Below are 15,015 nucleotides of genomic sequence, written 5' to 3'. Positions count from 1 at the left end.
GCTTGTTCACCATCACTCGTGAGCGCGCTTGCTCGCGATCGGTCGGCGTAGCAGGCTCACGGGTGACGCCCGTCACCCAGGCGGAGCAGTCCGTTTCCGACCGTCCGCGCACCGCGGGCCAGTTCCTCCGAGGAGGCCGCCCAAATGCCGCGCATCACCGTCAACGTCGACGGCACCGAATACACCGATGAGGTCGAGCCGCGCATGCTGCTCGTCCAATACCTCCGCGAACGCCTGGGCAAAGTCGGCACCGTCGTCGGTTGCGACACAAGCAACTGCGGCGCGTGCACCGTCCACCTGGACGGCCACAGCGTGAAGTCGTGCTCGGTGCTTGCGGTGCAGGCCGACGGGCACGACGTCACCACCGTCGAGGGGCTCGCCCAAGACGGCCGGCTGCACCCCTTGCAGCAGGCGTTCCACGACAACCACGCCCTCCAGTGCGGGTTCTGCACGCCCGGGATGATCATGCAGGCCCTGGACCTGCTCGCCGAGGTGCACGAACCCGACGACCAGCAGATCCGGGAAGGCATGGAGGGAAACCTCTGCCGCTGCACCGGATACCAGAACATCGTCCGCGCGGTCCGCGACGCGTCGCAGCGCATGCAGCCGGGCGCCGGCCCCGCGGTGGAGCACGCCCCCGGAGAAGCACAGTCACAAGCTCCCGTCCCGCGAACGCCGGCTGACGAGCACGTCGAGACGAGGGTGACGGGAGGTCGGCAGTCATGACATCGGTCCTGGAACCCGAGCTCGGGCGCGCCCGCAAACGCAAGGAGGACGCGCGGCTGATCACCGGCCGCACCCGCTGGACCGACAACCTGACCCCGATGGGCACGCTGCACCTGGCGATCCTGCGCAGCCCGGTCGCGCACGCCCGGATCACGGCGATCAACACCGACGAGGCGCGGCGGATGCCCGGCGTTTCAGCGGTCTTCACCGGCCGCGACATCGCCGATGAGCAGGGCAGCCTACCGTGCGCGTGGCCGATCACGGAGGACATGAAGGCCCCGGCGGCGCCGCCGCTGGCCGTGGACAAGGTGTGCTTCGCCGGAGAAGCGGTGGCCGTGGTGGCGGCGCGCAGCGCGGCCGAGGCGCGCGACGCGCTGGACGCCATCGACGTCGACTACGAGGACCTGCCGGTCGTGCTCGACATGGAAGCGGCGCTGCAGCCGGATTCGCCGCTGGTGCACGACGACCTGGGCACCAACCGCAACGCGACCTGGACGTTCGACTCGGCCGAGGCGGGCACCGGCGGCGACGTCGAACAGGCGCTGAGCAGCGCGGAAGTCCGCGTCGACCGGACCTTCCGGCAGCAGCGGCTAATCCCGGCGTTCATGGAGCCGCGCTCCGTGGTCGTCGACCCGACCGGCGAGCAGATCACCATGTGGTCGGCCACCCAGGTGCCGCACATCCTGCGGCTGATGCTGTCCATGTCGCTCGGCGTGCCGGAGCAGAAGATCCGCGTCATCGCGCCGGACGTGGGCGGCGGGTTCGGCGGCAAGCTGCAGGTGACGCCGGAGGAGGTCATCGCCTTCGTGCTGGCCCGCAAGCTCGGCCGACCGGTGAAGTGGACCGAATCCCGCTCCGAGACGATGGTCTCCGGGCACCACGGCCGCGACCAGATCCAGAAGCTGTCGATGTCGGCGACCCGCGACGGCAAGATCACCGGGCTGAAGGTCGGGCTGCTCGCCGACATGGGCGCTTACCTGCGGCTGGTCACGCCGGGTATCCCGATCCTGGGCGCGTTCATGTTCAACGCGATCTACAAGATCCCCGCCTACCACTTCAGCTGTACCAACGTGTTCACCAACAAGACCCCGACCGACGCCTACCGCGGCGCGGGCCGGCCGGAGGCGACGTTCGCCATCGAGCGGATGATGGACGAGCTCGCCGCCGAACTCGGCGTGGACCCGATGGAGCTGCGGCGGAAGAACTGGATCGCGCACGACGAGTTCCCGTACGACACGGTCGCCGGGCTGACCTACGACTCCGGAAACTACGAGGCCGCCACCGACAAGGCCGTGGAGCTGTTCGGTTACCAGGCGCTTCGCGAGGAGCAGGAGGAGCGGCGGCGCTCCGGCGATCCCGTGCAGCTGGGCATCGGCATCTCGACGTTCACCGAGATGTGCGGGCTGGCGCCGTCGCGGGTGCTGGGCTCGCTGTCCTACGGCGCGGGCGGTTGGGAGCACGCCTCGATCCGGGTGCTGCCGACCGGGAAGGTCGAGGTCGTCACGGGAACTTCGCCGCACGGGCAGGGGCACGTGACGGCGTGGAGCCAGATCGCGGCCGACCGGCTCGGCGTCCCGTTCGAGGACGTCGAGGTGCTGCACGGCGACACGCAGATCTCGCCGAAGGGCATGGACACCTACGGGTCGCGGTCGCTGGCCGTCGGCGGCATGGCGGTCGTCAGCGCCGCCGACAAGGTCGTCGAGAAGGCCAAGAAGATCGCGGCGCACCTGCTGGAATGCGCCGACGACGACGTCGAGTTCGCCTCGGGGCGGTTCGGGGTCCGAGGCACCGACCGCGGCACCGCGCTCGCCGAGGTCGCGCTCGCCGCGTTCGCCGCGCACGACCTGCCGGAAGGGGTGGAGCCGAACCTGGACGCCGACGCGACGTTCGACCCGGAGAACTTCTCCTTCCCGCACGGCACCCACCTGTGCGCGACCGAAGTGGACACCGAGACCGGCGAGGTCAAGATCCGCAAGTACGTCTGCGTCGACGACATCGGCACCGTGATCAACCCGCTTATCGTGGAGGGCCAGGTGCACGGCGGGCTGGCGCAGGGCATCGCGCAGGCCCTGTTCGAGGAGGCCGTCTACGACGAGACCGGCACGCTGACGACCGGGACGTTGGCCGACTACCTGATCCCGTCGGCCGCCGACCTGCCGGAGTTCATCACCGACCGCACCGAAACCCGCGCGACGTCGAACGTGCTGGGCGTCAAGGGAGTCGGTGAGGCGGGCACCATCGCCTCGACCCCGGCGGTGGTGAACGCGGTCGTCGACGCCCTGCGGCCGATGGGCGTCAACGACGTGCAGATGCCGTGCTCGCCGCAGCGGGTGTGGCGGGCCGTGACCGGTGCCCGCGAAAGCAGCGTCACCGCGCCGGAAGCCGGCGGCGGACTCGGCTCGATGGACGTCCAAGGAGGTAACCGGTGATTCCCGCCCAGTTCGACTACGTCGCGCCCTCCACAGTGGAGGAAGCGGTCGCCGCGCTCGCCGAGGCCGGGGAAGACGCGAAGGTGCTGGCGGGCGGGCAGAGCCTGCTGCCGGTGCTGCGGATGCGGCTGGCCGACCCGCAGCTGGTCGTCGACCTCGGCCGCATCGCCGCCCTGCGCGGCGTGCGCGAGGAAGGCGACGCGCTGGTCATCGGCGCGATGACCACGCACCATGACGTCATGCGCGATCCGCTGGTGCAGCAGCACGCGCAGTTGCTCGCGCTGACCACCCGCACGGTCGCCGACCCGCAGGTGCGTCACCTCGGCACCTTCGGCGGCTCGCTGGCGCACGCCGACCCGGCGGGCGACCTGCCGGCCCCAGCGCTGGTGCTGGACGCCGAAATGGTGCTGGCCGGGCCGTCCGGGCGGCGCACCGTGCCCGCGGCGGACTTCTTCGTCGACTACTTCACCACCGCGCTGGAACCCGGCGAGCTGCTGGTCGAGGTGCGGATGCCGAAGTGGACGGGGTGGAGCGCGCACTACGAGAAGTTCAACCGCGTCGCCCAGGCCTGGTCGATCGTCGGCGTGGCAGCCGCGGTGCGGGTGTCCGCGGGGACGATCGCCGAGGCCCGCATCGGCCTGACCAACATGGGGCCGACGCCGATCCGCGCCCGCGGCGTCGAGCAGGCCCTGGTCGGTCAGCCCGCCACGGCGGACGCGATCCGGGCGGCAGCCCGGCACGCCGCCGTGGGCACCAGCCCGGCGTCCGACGCCAGCGCGGACGTCGACTACCGCGAGCACCTCGCCGAGGTCCTCACCGGCCGCGCCGTGCTCGCCGCGGCGGGCGGCTAGGCCCCAGGCGAAGCCGCCCGTGAGCCTTTCGAGCCGCCCCGGCAACTCGAAAGGCTCACGGGCGGTCGCGCAGGTCATACGGGTGCGTCAACCGCAATGATCCAAATAGGGTAGGCACCAGCCGCGCGGGCTGGGAAGCTGGTAGTGGATTGTGACGAGGTCGCGCGGGCCAGGGAGGCGGCCGGGCATGGATCGGGTATCCCGCAGCCGAGGCGGCGCCCGAGGTCCGGCGCGATCTTCGAGACAGCTTCTTCAGGAAGGACGGCTCTTTCGAGCCCAGCTCGGTCGAACCAGGAGGACCCTCCAGTGCAGATGCAGCACCAGTTCAGCGTTCCGGTGCCGGTCGAAGTGGCGTGGAAGGCGCTGCTCGACCCGGAGCGGATCGCCCCGTGCATGCCCGGCGCCACGCTTACCAAGGCCGAGGGCAACGACTTCGCCGGCTCGGTCAAGGTCAAGCTCGGCCCGGTCACCCTGCTCTACAAGGGCACCGGCACCTTCAAGGAGGTCGACGAGGCCGCCCGCCGGGTGGTCATCGATGCCAGCGGCAAGGACTCGCGCGGCAGCGGCACCGCGGCCGCGACGGTAGCCGCTGTGCTCCAGCCGGAAGGCGACACCACCGCGGTCACGGTGGACACCGACCTGAAGGTCACCGGCAAGCCGGCGCAGCTCGGCCGCGGCCTGATCTCCGAGGTCGGCGGCAAGATCCTGAATCAGTTCGCGGCGAACCTCGCGAAGCGCCTCACCGAGGAGCAACCGGCGGAGGCGCCGGCCGAGGAGGCTGCGGCCCCGGCATCCGGCGGCGAGGAGAAGGCCGAGCCGTCGGCGCCTGCAGGGGAGAAGGCCGCGGCGTCGGCGCCTGCCGAGGTGAAGGCCGCGGCGGGCAAGGCGAGCTGGCGGGTCACGCCGGCGGGCAGCCACGACACGTTCGCCAGCACCGCCAGGGAGGAGCCCACGCGCAAGGCGGACGCGGTGGTGACCGGCGCAGCGGCGCCGTCGGACGAGGCTATCGACCTCCTCGGCACGGCGGGAGCCCCGGTCCTCAAGCGCCTGGCCCCGGTCGCGGTGGCCGTCGTGGTCCTCGGCCTCGCGTTCCGCATCATCCGGCGCCGCCGGCGCCGCCGCGCCTGACCCGCCCGGCCGTCACCCGGACCGATTCCAAGCGGAGTCGTGAGTCCTTCAGGCAGCCGTAACGGCTCGCAGGACTCACGACTCCGCGAGCAGGCCGTGCACCCGGAGGAGCCGGTCGAGCCAGTACCGCTGCACATCGGCAGGCGGCGTAGCCGCCGCGACCAGAGCAGGATCCGGCACCGGCGGACGGCGGAGCACCGGCAGGTGGCCGTCCACGGGCAGCAGCGAGTCGGCGACGACGTCGCCGTCGAGCAGCGCCACCGTGCCGAGGCCGCAGGCGAAGGGGAGCTCGGGCAGCGAGCCCGCCAGGGCGAGCTGCGCGGCGAGGCCGACGCTGCTCTCCACTGCGGAGGACACGACGCAGGGCAGGCCGCAGGCCTCGGCGACGCGCAGCGCGCGGCGGACGCCGCCCAGCGGCGTGGCCTTGATGATCGCGACGTCGGCCGCTCCGGCGACCGCCACGCGCAGCGGGTCCTCGGCGCGGCGGATGCTCTCGTCGGCCGCGATCCGGACGTCCACCCGGCGGCGGACCGCGGCGAGTTCGTCGATCGTCGGGCACGGTTGTTCCGCGTACTCCAGGCCTCCGGCCGCCTTGTCCAGCTCGCGGATGCGGGTGATCGCCGTTTCGACGTCCCAGGCGGCGTTGGCGTCGACCCGGATCCCGCCGCCCGGGCCAAGCGCGTCGCGGACCGCCGCTACGCGTTCGACGTCGTCACCGGTGGACTGGCCGGGCTCGGCGATCTTGACCTTCGCCGTGCCGCAGCCGGACGCCGCGACGATCGCCGCGGCCTTCTCCGCCGGCACGGCGGGCACCGTGCAGTTGACCGGGATGCGGTCGCGCACCGGCTCCGGCCATTCCTCGGTGCATGCCTCCAGCGCCGCCCGCAGCCACGGCACCGACTGGGCGTCGTCGTAGTCCTCGAACGGGCAGAACTCGCCCCACCCGGCCGGTCCGCTCAGCAGGACTCCTCGCCGGACCGTGACGCCCCGGAACTGGTTGCGCATCGGCAGCGCGTACACCCGCACCGCGCCCAACTCCGCCAAGTCGATCGTCGCAGGGGCCATGACCCGATCCTTTCAGCCCGCCGCCGCCACGGCGCGTCAAGGGCACGCAACGACCGACGGCCGCTGACGCCGCGATTTCAATGGAAATCAGAGATCCGATTTCCATTGAAATCGAAGGAGTTGTCCACATCCTCCGGCGTGTCGTGGCCCGACACGCCGACGGAGTGCGATTTCCAAATGGAAATCGCACTCCCACCTACACCACGCCGGGGCGGCCGAGGTCGAAGACGTCCACCTCGAACCGCGCCCACTGCTGGCGCAGCGCGGTGACGCCGTTGTCCAGGATGTAGTTCAGCTCGCCGAGGGTCACCGGCAGCAGCGTGAACACCTGGAGCTGCTCCACGCCGTCCGGATCGGTGAACCTGGTGAACTCCGGCGGGAACAGCGGGTGGCCGCTGGCGAGCACCCCGTGGAACTCGGTGCCCGGCAGCAGCGGCTGCTCGTTCGGCACGATCTGGTCCGGCACCAGGTGGGTTCGCTGCTGCACCAGCACTCCGGCGGTGAGGTCGACCAGGTGCCGGGCGGCTTCGGCCTGCTCCTTGTAGACCGTGCAGGCGAGCTCCTGGGCGGGTTCGGCGCCCAGCGGCTGGAAGCGCAGCCCGGTGCTGATCACCGTGGTCAGGTGGTATTGCTCCAGGTGGAAGAACACCAGCCCGTAGCCGCGGTTGGTGCCGTGTACGTTCGGGGGCTCGGCCTCGGTCGGCACCCCCGCGTGGCGCTCGAGGCTTTCCGCGAGTCCGACGAACCGGTGCGCTCCGCCCAGTGCCGCACGTTCCTGCTCGGTGGCCATCCGATCTCCAGTGTCTTGCGGGACGCCCGCACCCCGTGTTCATTCCGGCGCCCGAACCCGAGCCCGCCCCCAGCCGGGGCCCGCGGGCGCCGCACCCGAGTCGGCGAGCCCGCGCAGCTCATCGGGTGTTGCGCGCGTTCATCGCAAAGGTAGCCGCTGCAGGACCCAACTCGGACACTTTTGGATGACAGCTGACCGTCCCCAAAAGTCGTCACCCGATGTCCGGGATGGCGGGCCCGAGCAGGTCGTCGGCGTCGACGATCCGGTACGCGTAACCCTGCTCGGCGAGGAACCGCTGCCGGTGTGCCGCGTAGTCGGTGTCCAGGGTGTCCCGCGAGACGACCGAGTAGAAGTGCGCCTGATTGCGCTTGACCTTCGGCCGCAGCAGCCGACCGAGCCGCTGCGCCTCCTCCTGCCGCGACCCGAACGTCCCGGACACCTGCACCGCGACCGAGGCCTCCGGCAGGTCGATCGAGAAGTTCGCCACCTTCGACACCACGAGCCGCTTGATCTCGCCGCGCCGGAAGGCGTCGAACAGTTCCTCGCGCTCCTTGTTCTTCGTCGAACCCTCCACGATAGGCGCGTTCAGCGCCTCGCCCAGCTCGTGCAGCTGCTCCAGGTACGCGCCGATGACCAGGGCGGGCTCGCCCGGGTGCCGGTCCAGGATCGCCTTGACCACCGGGGCCTTGGTGCGCGCCGTGGAGCACATCTTGTAGCGCTCGTCGGCCTCGGCCGTGGCGTACTCCAGCCGCTCGTTGTCGGTCAGCGTCACCCGGACCTCGATGCACTCGGCGGGCGCGATCCAGCCCTGCGCCTCGATGTCCTTCCACGGCGCGTCGTAGCGCTTGGGCCCGATCAGCGAGAACACGTCGCCTTCCCGGCCGTCCTCGCGGACCAGGGTCGCGGTGAGCCCGAGGCGCCGCCGGGACTGCAGGTCGGCGGTCATCCGGAACACCGGCGCGGGCAGCAGGTGCACCTCGTCGTAGACCACCAGCCCCCAGTCGCGGGAGTCGAACAGCTCCAGGTGCTTGTACTCGCCCTTGGAGCGGCGGGTGATCACCTGGTAGGTCGCGATGGTGACCGGCCGGATCTCCTTCTTCTCGCCGGAGTACTCGCCGATCTCGTCCTCGGTCAGCGACGTCCGCTCGATCAGCTCCCGCTTCCACTGCCGCCCGGCGACGGTGTTGGTGACCAGGATCAACGTGGTGGCCTGCGCCTCGGCCATCGCCGCCGCGCCGACCAGTGTCTTGCCCGCGCCGCAGGGCAGCACCACGACGCCCGAGCCGCCGGCCCAGAACGACTGCACGGCCTGCGCCTGGTAGTCGCGCAGCTGCCAGCCGTCCTGCCGCAGCGCGATCGGGTGCGCCTCACCGTCGACGTAACCGGCGAGGTCCTCGGCGGGCCAGCCGACCTTCAGCAGTAGCTGCTTGAGCCGCCCGCGTTCGCTGGGGTGCACGACCACGGTGTCGTCGTCGATGCGGGCGCCCAGCATCGGGTTGATCTTCTTGTTCCGCAGGATCTCTTCCAGCACCGCGCGGTCCAGCGAGTTCAGCACTAGGCCATGCGCCGGGTCGTTGGCCAGCTGCAGGCGGCCGAAGCGGCCCATCGTCTCGACGATGTCCACCAGCAGGGGCTGCGGCACGGGGTAGCGGGAGTAGCGCACCAGCCCGTCCACCACCTGCTCCGCGTCGTGCCCGGCGGCGCGTGCGTTCCACAGCGCGAGCGGCGTGATGCGGTAGGTGTGCACGTGCTCCGGGGCGCGCTCCAGCTCCGCGAACGGTGCGATGGCGGTACGGGTCTCGTCGGCGAGGTCGTGGTCGACCTCGAGCAGCAGGGTCTTGTCAGACTGGACGATCAAGGGGCCATTCACTCGCGTGGCTGCCTTTCTGGATGCTCGGCACATGGTCCGACACGGCTAAACGTCCAGTTTGGCCTATGCGCCGGGGGCCGAGTACGTGCCATATCTCCGTGGTACCTCGTTCGATTCGATTTCCGGGGCCGGGTGCTTTCCGTCACGTCATGTATCCAGGTGGTCGACGAAGATCCCGACGAGAATGCGTCTGCCCAGCCGCTGCTCAGGCAGCGTGAAGTGCACGCGGTTCCGTGCTGGGTGCTGCTTCGCGTGCCACTCGCAGCGGTAAGTCGCTCCGTCGTGCTCCACATCTCGCTGCCGCATTACCTTTTCCTTGGCGCGGGTGTTTCGGCTCTCGGGCGACAGGTCGATTCCGAAGCGGCCCAGCTCGGCTTGGACGTGACTGGGTACTCCGCGGCCGCTCCAAGGCGTCCGCGAAGTGGTCGTCCAGCACCGTCAAGACCTTGGCCACCCAGCCACGCAACTCCCGGTAGGTGCCATCGAACTTCCGGAAAGACAGTGTGTCAGCGAGGACAAGACCTGGGAAGGCATCCGCCGCCAGCACTGGGAAGAGGTGCTCGGGAACATTCTCGCGTTCGTACAGGCCACGCCAGAAGGCGGTGAGCTCGCGGGCTGCACGCAGGAAGTACAGCTCCGCCTCGATATCACTTGCCGGAAGGCTGACCGGTTGCCAACCGCTGGTGACGGAGTTGCCGGCCGGAAAGATGAAGCACGCCATTGTACGGCCGTCCAGCGTGCGTCGTAGTGCGTGGCCCAGCGTCCAGGCGAGCTCGCGCACCTGTCCGGCCAAGTGCACCGTATCCGGGACATCCGCGGTCTCGCTCGTGTCCCAGGTGCGGCATCGGTCCATGAGGAGGGCGGTTCGCCGCCGCACGTCCGGAGAGTCCACGTCGCCTAGACCGCCCCGCACGTAGAGGAATTCGGACAGCTCGCAGCCGTCCAGGCACGCGTGCTCGTGCCACCACTCCGCTGCTGCCACTGGCCGTTCGCGGAGGATGTCCCCGAGCGTGGAAGTCGGGGGCCAGTTCCAACGAACCCTCGTCGATCATGTCCAGGATGTTGCGAAGCGAGAACTGGTTGGTGGTCACCCGGATCAACTCGGGATCCCATGGCCTGACGATCGCTACGCCAGCGCCGCCGTCCCCCTCGACTTCGACACCTGTTGCCAGGCCATCGAAGACGTCCTCGACCACCTCAGGTTCTTCCTGCGCATGCGCCGTCGTCATGCTCGTGATCCTATCGGCGGGGCACTTTGGCCGGGTCCGGCTCTGAAGAGGCAGTGGGGCTGGTCGAAGCCCCGACCAGTCTGGTCCCCAGGCCAAGACTGGTATGCGTATCAGGCCTGGTTGCTTGGACGATCAGGGGTCTGTCGATCGCGGGGTGCGCAGTTCCCTCGGGCCGGACGGCTTCTTCGCAGGTGATCAGCGATGCCGGGGGCATCTGTCGGACTCCGCACCCTCCACCGTCGCCGCTACCACCCGTCCGGGCAAGGTGGCGGGGTGCTTCGCCGGTTGCGGTGCGGGCTCAGCGGGCCGGCAGGACCAACCGCAGCGCGGTTCCCCCCGCATCCGGGCGCCGGGCCGAGACGGACCCGCCGTGCCGTGCCGCGATCTCGCTGACCAGCGCCAGCCCGAGGCCGTAGCGCCGGGTCCCGCGGTCGGTGCCCCCGGGCGCCGAGGAGAACCGCTTGAACAACGTCGGCAAGATCGCCGGGTCGATGCCGGGCCCGTCGTCGACCACCTCGACCATCGTCGAGCGCGTGTCGGTGCTGAGCACCACCCGCACGTCCGCTCGCGCGTGCCGGACCGCGTTGTCCAGCAGCGCGTTCAGCGCGCGCAGCAGGCCCGCGTCGAAGCCGATGACCTCGATCGGGCCGGGCGCTTCGAGCCGCACCGAAACGCCCTGCCGCTCGGCTGCCGGGCGGGCGGCGGACACGGCCTGCTCGGCGAGCTCGGTGAGCGCCACCGGGCGCAGGGGCATCTCGCCGCGCGGGTCGGCCGCCAGCAGCAGGTCTTCGAGGATCGTCGCGAGCCGGTCGGCATCCGCGACCAGACCGTCCACATCGGACCGGATGCGGTCCGGGCCGGCGTCTCGGCCGAGCCTGCGGCGGACCAACTGGGCCCGGGTGCTCAACAGCGTCAACGGGGTGCGCAGCTCGTGGCTCGCATCGGCGACGAAACGCCGTTGCAGCGCTAGTGCTTCCGCCAGCGGTGCCACCGCGCGCCGCCCCAGCCACGCTCCGGCCAGGCCCGCGAGCACCAGGCCCGCGCCTCCGGCGATGACCAGCGCCTGGATGATGCGGATGCGTTCGGCGTGCGCGTCGCGCAAGCTCAGCACCGCTTGCACGACGTCCGCCCCGTGCGGCTGGGTGCGGACGTAGAACTCGCGCCCCTCCACCACGACGTCCGCCGACCGCGTGGCGCGGTCCTGGGAGGTTCGCCGCAGCGCTTCTTCATCGGGCAACCCTCGCGGCATCCCCGGGGACACCTGCTCCCGGTCACCCGAGCGCACCACCAGCCACACGCCGGCCGGCGGGTCGCTCACGTCGTCGATGCGAGCGGTGGCGGTGCTCAGCAGCTCGTCCTGCGCCCGGTGCTGGTTGTGCACCACGACCAGGAGCGTGACCGCGGCGAGCAGCAACATCGCGACAGCCACCGCCGCGGCCGTTTGCAGGCCGAGGCGCAGCTGGGCCCGGCCGAGCATCGCGGCGTCCGGGGACCGCCACTGCCGGGCCGTCACCCGGATCGCCCCAGCTGGTATCCGCGGCCACGCACCGTGTCCACGATGCGCTTGCCGAGCTTGCGTCGCAGGTAGTGCACGTAGGTGTCCACGACGACCGGGCTCCCGGCCCCGTCGAAGACCAGCCGCAGCAGGTCGTCGCGGCCGAACACCTGTCGCGGCCGGGCCGCCAGCAGGGCGAGCAGCGCGCACTCCCGCTCCGACAACCGCACCGGTTGGCGCGCTGAGCAGGTGACCGTCCGGCTGTCGAGGTCGAGGCGGCCGTCCGGCAGGGGCAAGGATCGGGCGGTGTCGAGGTGCCTGCGCCGCAGGGCCCGCAGGCGCGCGAGCAGCTCGTCGACGTCGAAGGGCTTCGGCAGGTAGTCCTCCGCCCCCGCGTCCAGCCCGGCCACCCGGTCCGCCGGGTTGCCCAGCGCGGACAGCACCAGCGCGGGCGTGGCCACACCCCGCGCCCGCAAGCGGGTGAGCAGGTCGAGGCCTTCGAGGGCGGGCAGCCCTCGATCGAGCACGATCAGGTCGTAGTCGCGGGTGAGCCCGAGGTGCAGTCCGCGCTGACCGTCGGCTGCGCCGTCGACGGAGTAGCCCTCCTCGCCCAGCAGCGAGGCCAGCATCTCGGCGAGCTCCGGGTCGTCCTCGACCAGCAGCAGCCGCGGTGGTGCGTCAGCGGCCGGATCCATGAGGCCATTCTTCCTGCTGCGACCGCGGCGCAGCGGTCGCGCCCCGGCAGACCGCCAGCAGCTCCGGGGTCACCACCGGCTCGTCGAGCAGGGGAGACCGGTGCACCCGGCGCTCGGCATCGACGGCGAACACCAGGCAGCCGGGCTGAGCCGCGGCCCACGCGATGCCCTCGACGCCCATCGCGAACGCGGCGGTCGAGACGGCGTCGGCCGTGGTGAGGTCGGGGGCCAGCACGGTCAGGCTCACCAGCTCGCGCGTGGGGCGGCCGGTGCGGCCGTCGACGACGTGGGCGCCGCGCTCGTAGCTGCCGGAGGTAGCGACCGCGCAGTCGCGCACGTCGAACACCGCGCACACCTGGTGCGCGAGCTCGGGATGGCGGATGCCGACCCGCCAAGCGCGGCCGGGTTCGGGCTCGCCGACGGCGAGGACGTCCCCGCCGGCGTTGAGGCAGAAGCGGTCGGCCCCCGCCGCGCGCAGCAGCAGCCCGGCCCGTTGCACCGCCCATCCCTTGACCACGCCGCAGGGGTCGAAGGGACCCCCCGGCAGCCAGGCGCGGAACGCCCCGCCGCTGTCCCGCTCGTAGCGCAGGCAGAGATCGATGATCTCGGCGAGTTCCGGGCTGGCGTGCTCTGGCAGCGTCCGGTCGCCGCTGCACCGCCGGACCTCGCTGCCCTCCCGGAAGGGGCTGAACCGGCGGTCCACCTCCCGCAGCCAGTCGAAGGCCCGCGACGCGGCGGCGAGCGCCGGTGGCGGGGCCGACCGCACGTCCATCGAAATCGGCAGGCCCATGACGTACTCCACGCGCCGAATGCGGGAACCCGTTCCGCTCGCCACGGCTACCCGCCCTGGGAGTCGATCGCGGCCTGCAGGGACTCGGCGTAGGCCTCGCTGGTGGTGGTGGCACCGGACACCGCGTCGAGCTTCGCGCTCTGCGCCTGCAGCGCCTCCTGCCGCAGCGTCGGAGCGGCGCCGCCGGCGATCCGCCTGCTGCGCCGGTCGGCGGGCTCGGTGATCAGCTGGACGTCGGTGATCTTGGTGCCGGTGAACACCACCCGCACCTGGTAGGGCCCGTACTCGGTCCGCACCAGCGAGCCGTCGACGGACTTGCCCGGTCCCGGAGGAGCGGTCCCTGCCTGGGGTGGAGTCGAGGGTGCGCCGGGCTGCGGGGCGGGCGCCGCGCGCGTCGCCGCGCCGGTGTCCGGCTGGTAGCGCAACAGCGGGAGCGAACCCGCGATCGTGAGGGCCAGGATCACGACGAAACGTCGCATGGCATCACTCCTCAGGCCGCGAAGGCGAATCGTTCGGTGTGGCACTGGTCCCGGGGCACTTCGAGGTCGCGCAGGGCGCCGAGGACCGCGTCGGTCATGCCGGGCGGACCGCAGAGGAAGACGTCGCGGTGCCGTACACCGGGCACCAGGGCGGCGATGTGCTGCGGGCCCATGATCGGTCCATGGCGGCCGATCGCGGTCGCGGGACCGATCACGACGTGCAGCCGGGCCCCGACCCGCTGCGCCAGCCACTGCAACTCCGAGACCAGCACCGCGTCCTGCCGGTCTCGGACTCGGTAGAGCACCACGACGTCGTTGCGGGTGCGGGAGAATTCCTCCAGCAGCGCGCGGATCGGCGTCACTCCGACCCCGCCGCCGATCAGCAGGACACCGCGACGGGTGCACTGCTCGGCGGTGAACGCGCCGTAGGGGCCTTCGGCGAGCACCCGCGTTCCCACCCGCAGGTTCCGCAGCGCGGCGCTGCCGTCGCCGAGCGCTTTCACCGTGATGCGCAGCGTCTTCCCGTTCGGCATGGCCGACAGCGAGTACGGATGGGCTTGCGTCCAAAGGCCTTTGGCGACGAACCGCCACAGGAAGAATTGGCCGGCCCGCGCGGGCAGCCGGTCCAGCCGACGACCGCCGATGTGGACCGACACCACGTCCGGGCCTTCCGGGACCACCGCCACCACTCGGGTGTCGTGCCGCACCATCCGCCAGATCGGCAGCAGGAACCGGAACACCAGCACCGCGCCGAGGGCCGCGCCGTAGAGGGTCCACCAGTAGGCCCGGCCGATCGGGTTGGCGGCGAAGTCGTTGCCGATCGTCACCTGGTGCAGGAAGCCGAGCACGACGGCCAGGTAGGCCCCGAGGTGCAGGAGGTGCCAGGTCTCGTACCGCATCCACCGTCGAGCGGCCCGCGCGGAGGTGGCGCCGACCACGACGAGCAGGAGCGTGCCCGCCGCGGCCAGCAGCACGTCCCGGGTTTCGAGCACCAGCGATGCGAACTCCGGGAGCACCGGGCTGCCGTCCTGCTCGGCGTACCCGACCGTGATCAGCACGACGTGCGCGAGCACCAGCCAGAGGATCCAGCTGCCCGTCCACCGGTGCCAGCTCGTGAGCCGGTCCATGCCCAGCCGTCGTTCCAGCCAGGGCACCCGCGCGATGAGCACCAGCTGCAGCACCAGTACCAACGCACCGCCGAGACCGGTCAACCGGCCCAGCGCCAGCACCAGGCCCTGCGGACCGGCCAGCACGCCCGCCTCGCCGCCGAGCACGAAGAGGTCGACCACCCACATCGCGTTGAGCGCCAGCAGGGCCAGGAGCCACCACTGCGCGTCGCCCGCCCGTGTCCCGCGCCGAATCGATCGCACGTCGCCGAGTCTCGGCCGCGTTTCTGGGAAGAACTTTGGAAAGCACCGGGCAACCGGCGCGGGGGCGCGGGCGTGCTGCGAACGGTGATCGCGTGCTT

13 protein-coding genes are annotated in these 15,015 nt (G+C 71.3%); 4 read left to right on the top strand and 9 right to left on the bottom strand.

Annotation, left to right across the window (positions count from 1 at the left end):
* The first annotated feature begins 144 nt into the window (after window positions 1-144).
* The 4 genes from DL519_RS27620 (at window position 145) to DL519_RS27605 (ending at window position 5,134) form a co-directional block, all read left to right on the top strand.
* Window positions 145-726 carry a (2Fe-2S)-binding protein gene (locus DL519_RS27620; RefSeq protein WP_190819081.1) on the top strand — a complete coding sequence of 194 codons (582 nt, stop codon included), beginning with the start codon at window positions 145-147 and terminating at the stop codon, window positions 724-726.
* Window positions 723-3,155, top strand: a complete 2,433-nt coding sequence (locus DL519_RS27615; protein ID WP_190819079.1) for a xanthine dehydrogenase family protein molybdopterin-binding subunit — start codon at window positions 723-725, stop codon at window positions 3,153-3,155. Before DL519_RS27620 ends, DL519_RS27615 begins: the two co-directional genes overlap by 4 nt.
* A complete protein-coding gene (locus DL519_RS27610) occupies window positions 3,152-4,006 on the top strand; it encodes an FAD binding domain-containing protein (protein ID WP_190819077.1) in 855 nt (284 codons plus the stop codon). Before DL519_RS27615 ends, DL519_RS27610 begins: the two co-directional genes overlap by 4 nt.
* Before the next feature lie 306 nt (window positions 4,007-4,312).
* The gene (locus tag DL519_RS27605) at window positions 4,313-5,134 is read left to right on the top strand and encodes an SRPBCC family protein (protein ID WP_190819075.1); all 822 of its coding nucleotides are present in this window, start codon (window positions 4,313-4,315) and stop codon (window positions 5,132-5,134) included.
* A 75-nt stretch (window positions 5,135-5,209) separates the two neighbouring features.
* Here DL519_RS27605 and DL519_RS27600 read toward each other — a convergent pair whose 3' ends face one another.
* The 9 genes from DL519_RS27600 to DL519_RS27560 form a co-directional block, all read right to left on the bottom strand.
* The gene (locus tag DL519_RS27600; RefSeq protein WP_190819073.1) at window positions 5,210-6,199 is read right to left on the bottom strand and encodes an o-succinylbenzoate synthase; all 990 of its coding nucleotides are present in this window, start codon (window positions 6,197-6,199) and stop codon (window positions 5,210-5,212) included.
* Between the two features lie 196 nt (window positions 6,200-6,395).
* The gene (locus DL519_RS27595; RefSeq protein ID WP_190819071.1) at window positions 6,396-6,989 is read right to left on the bottom strand and encodes a suppressor of fused domain protein; all 594 of its coding nucleotides are present in this window, start codon (window positions 6,987-6,989) and stop codon (window positions 6,396-6,398) included.
* 211 nt (window positions 6,990-7,200) lie between these two features.
* Window positions 7,201-8,892 (bottom strand): DNA repair helicase XPB, encoded by a 1,692-nt coding sequence (locus DL519_RS27590; protein ID WP_190819069.1) that lies wholly within the window; start codon window positions 8,890-8,892, stop codon window positions 7,201-7,203.
* Window positions 8,893-9,064: 172 nt separating this feature from the next.
* The gene (locus DL519_RS27585; protein WP_190819067.1) at window positions 9,065-9,841 is read right to left on the bottom strand and encodes a hypothetical protein; all 777 of its coding nucleotides are present in this window, start codon (window positions 9,839-9,841) and stop codon (window positions 9,065-9,067) included.
* Between the two features lie 545 nt (window positions 9,842-10,386).
* On the bottom strand, window positions 10,387-11,601 hold the full coding sequence (locus DL519_RS27580) for a sensor histidine kinase (RefSeq protein WP_190819065.1): 1,215 nt from the start codon (window positions 11,599-11,601) through the stop codon (window positions 10,387-10,389).
* Window positions 11,598-12,278, bottom strand: a complete 681-nt coding sequence (locus tag DL519_RS27575; RefSeq protein ID WP_190819063.1) for a response regulator transcription factor — start codon at window positions 12,276-12,278, stop codon at window positions 11,598-11,600. The genes DL519_RS27580 and DL519_RS27575 overlap by 4 nt, the downstream gene beginning before the upstream one ends.
* The gene (locus DL519_RS27570) at window positions 12,262-13,068 is read right to left on the bottom strand and encodes an FAD:protein FMN transferase (RefSeq protein WP_223839619.1); all 807 of its coding nucleotides are present in this window, start codon (window positions 13,066-13,068) and stop codon (window positions 12,262-12,264) included. Before DL519_RS27570 ends, DL519_RS27575 begins: the two co-directional genes overlap by 17 nt.
* A 47-nt stretch (window positions 13,069-13,115) precedes the next feature.
* Window positions 13,116-13,547 (bottom strand): FMN-binding protein, encoded by a 432-nt coding sequence (locus DL519_RS27565; protein WP_190819061.1) that lies wholly within the window; start codon window positions 13,545-13,547, stop codon window positions 13,116-13,118.
* Between the two features lie 11 nt (window positions 13,548-13,558).
* Complete coding sequence (locus tag DL519_RS27560; RefSeq protein WP_223839618.1) at window positions 13,559-14,917, bottom strand: ferredoxin reductase family protein; 1,359 nt, start codon at window positions 14,915-14,917, stop codon at window positions 13,559-13,561.
* Between the last annotated feature and the right edge of the window lie 98 nt (window positions 14,918-15,015).

It is taken from the genome of Saccharopolyspora pogona (assembly GCF_014697215.1).
GTDB classification, from domain to species: domain Bacteria; phylum Actinomycetota; class Actinomycetes; order Mycobacteriales; family Pseudonocardiaceae; genus Saccharopolyspora; species Saccharopolyspora hattusasensis.
The sequence above is the reverse complement of the archived record's forward strand: the minus strand, read 5'-3'. Positions and strand labels throughout refer to the sequence as shown.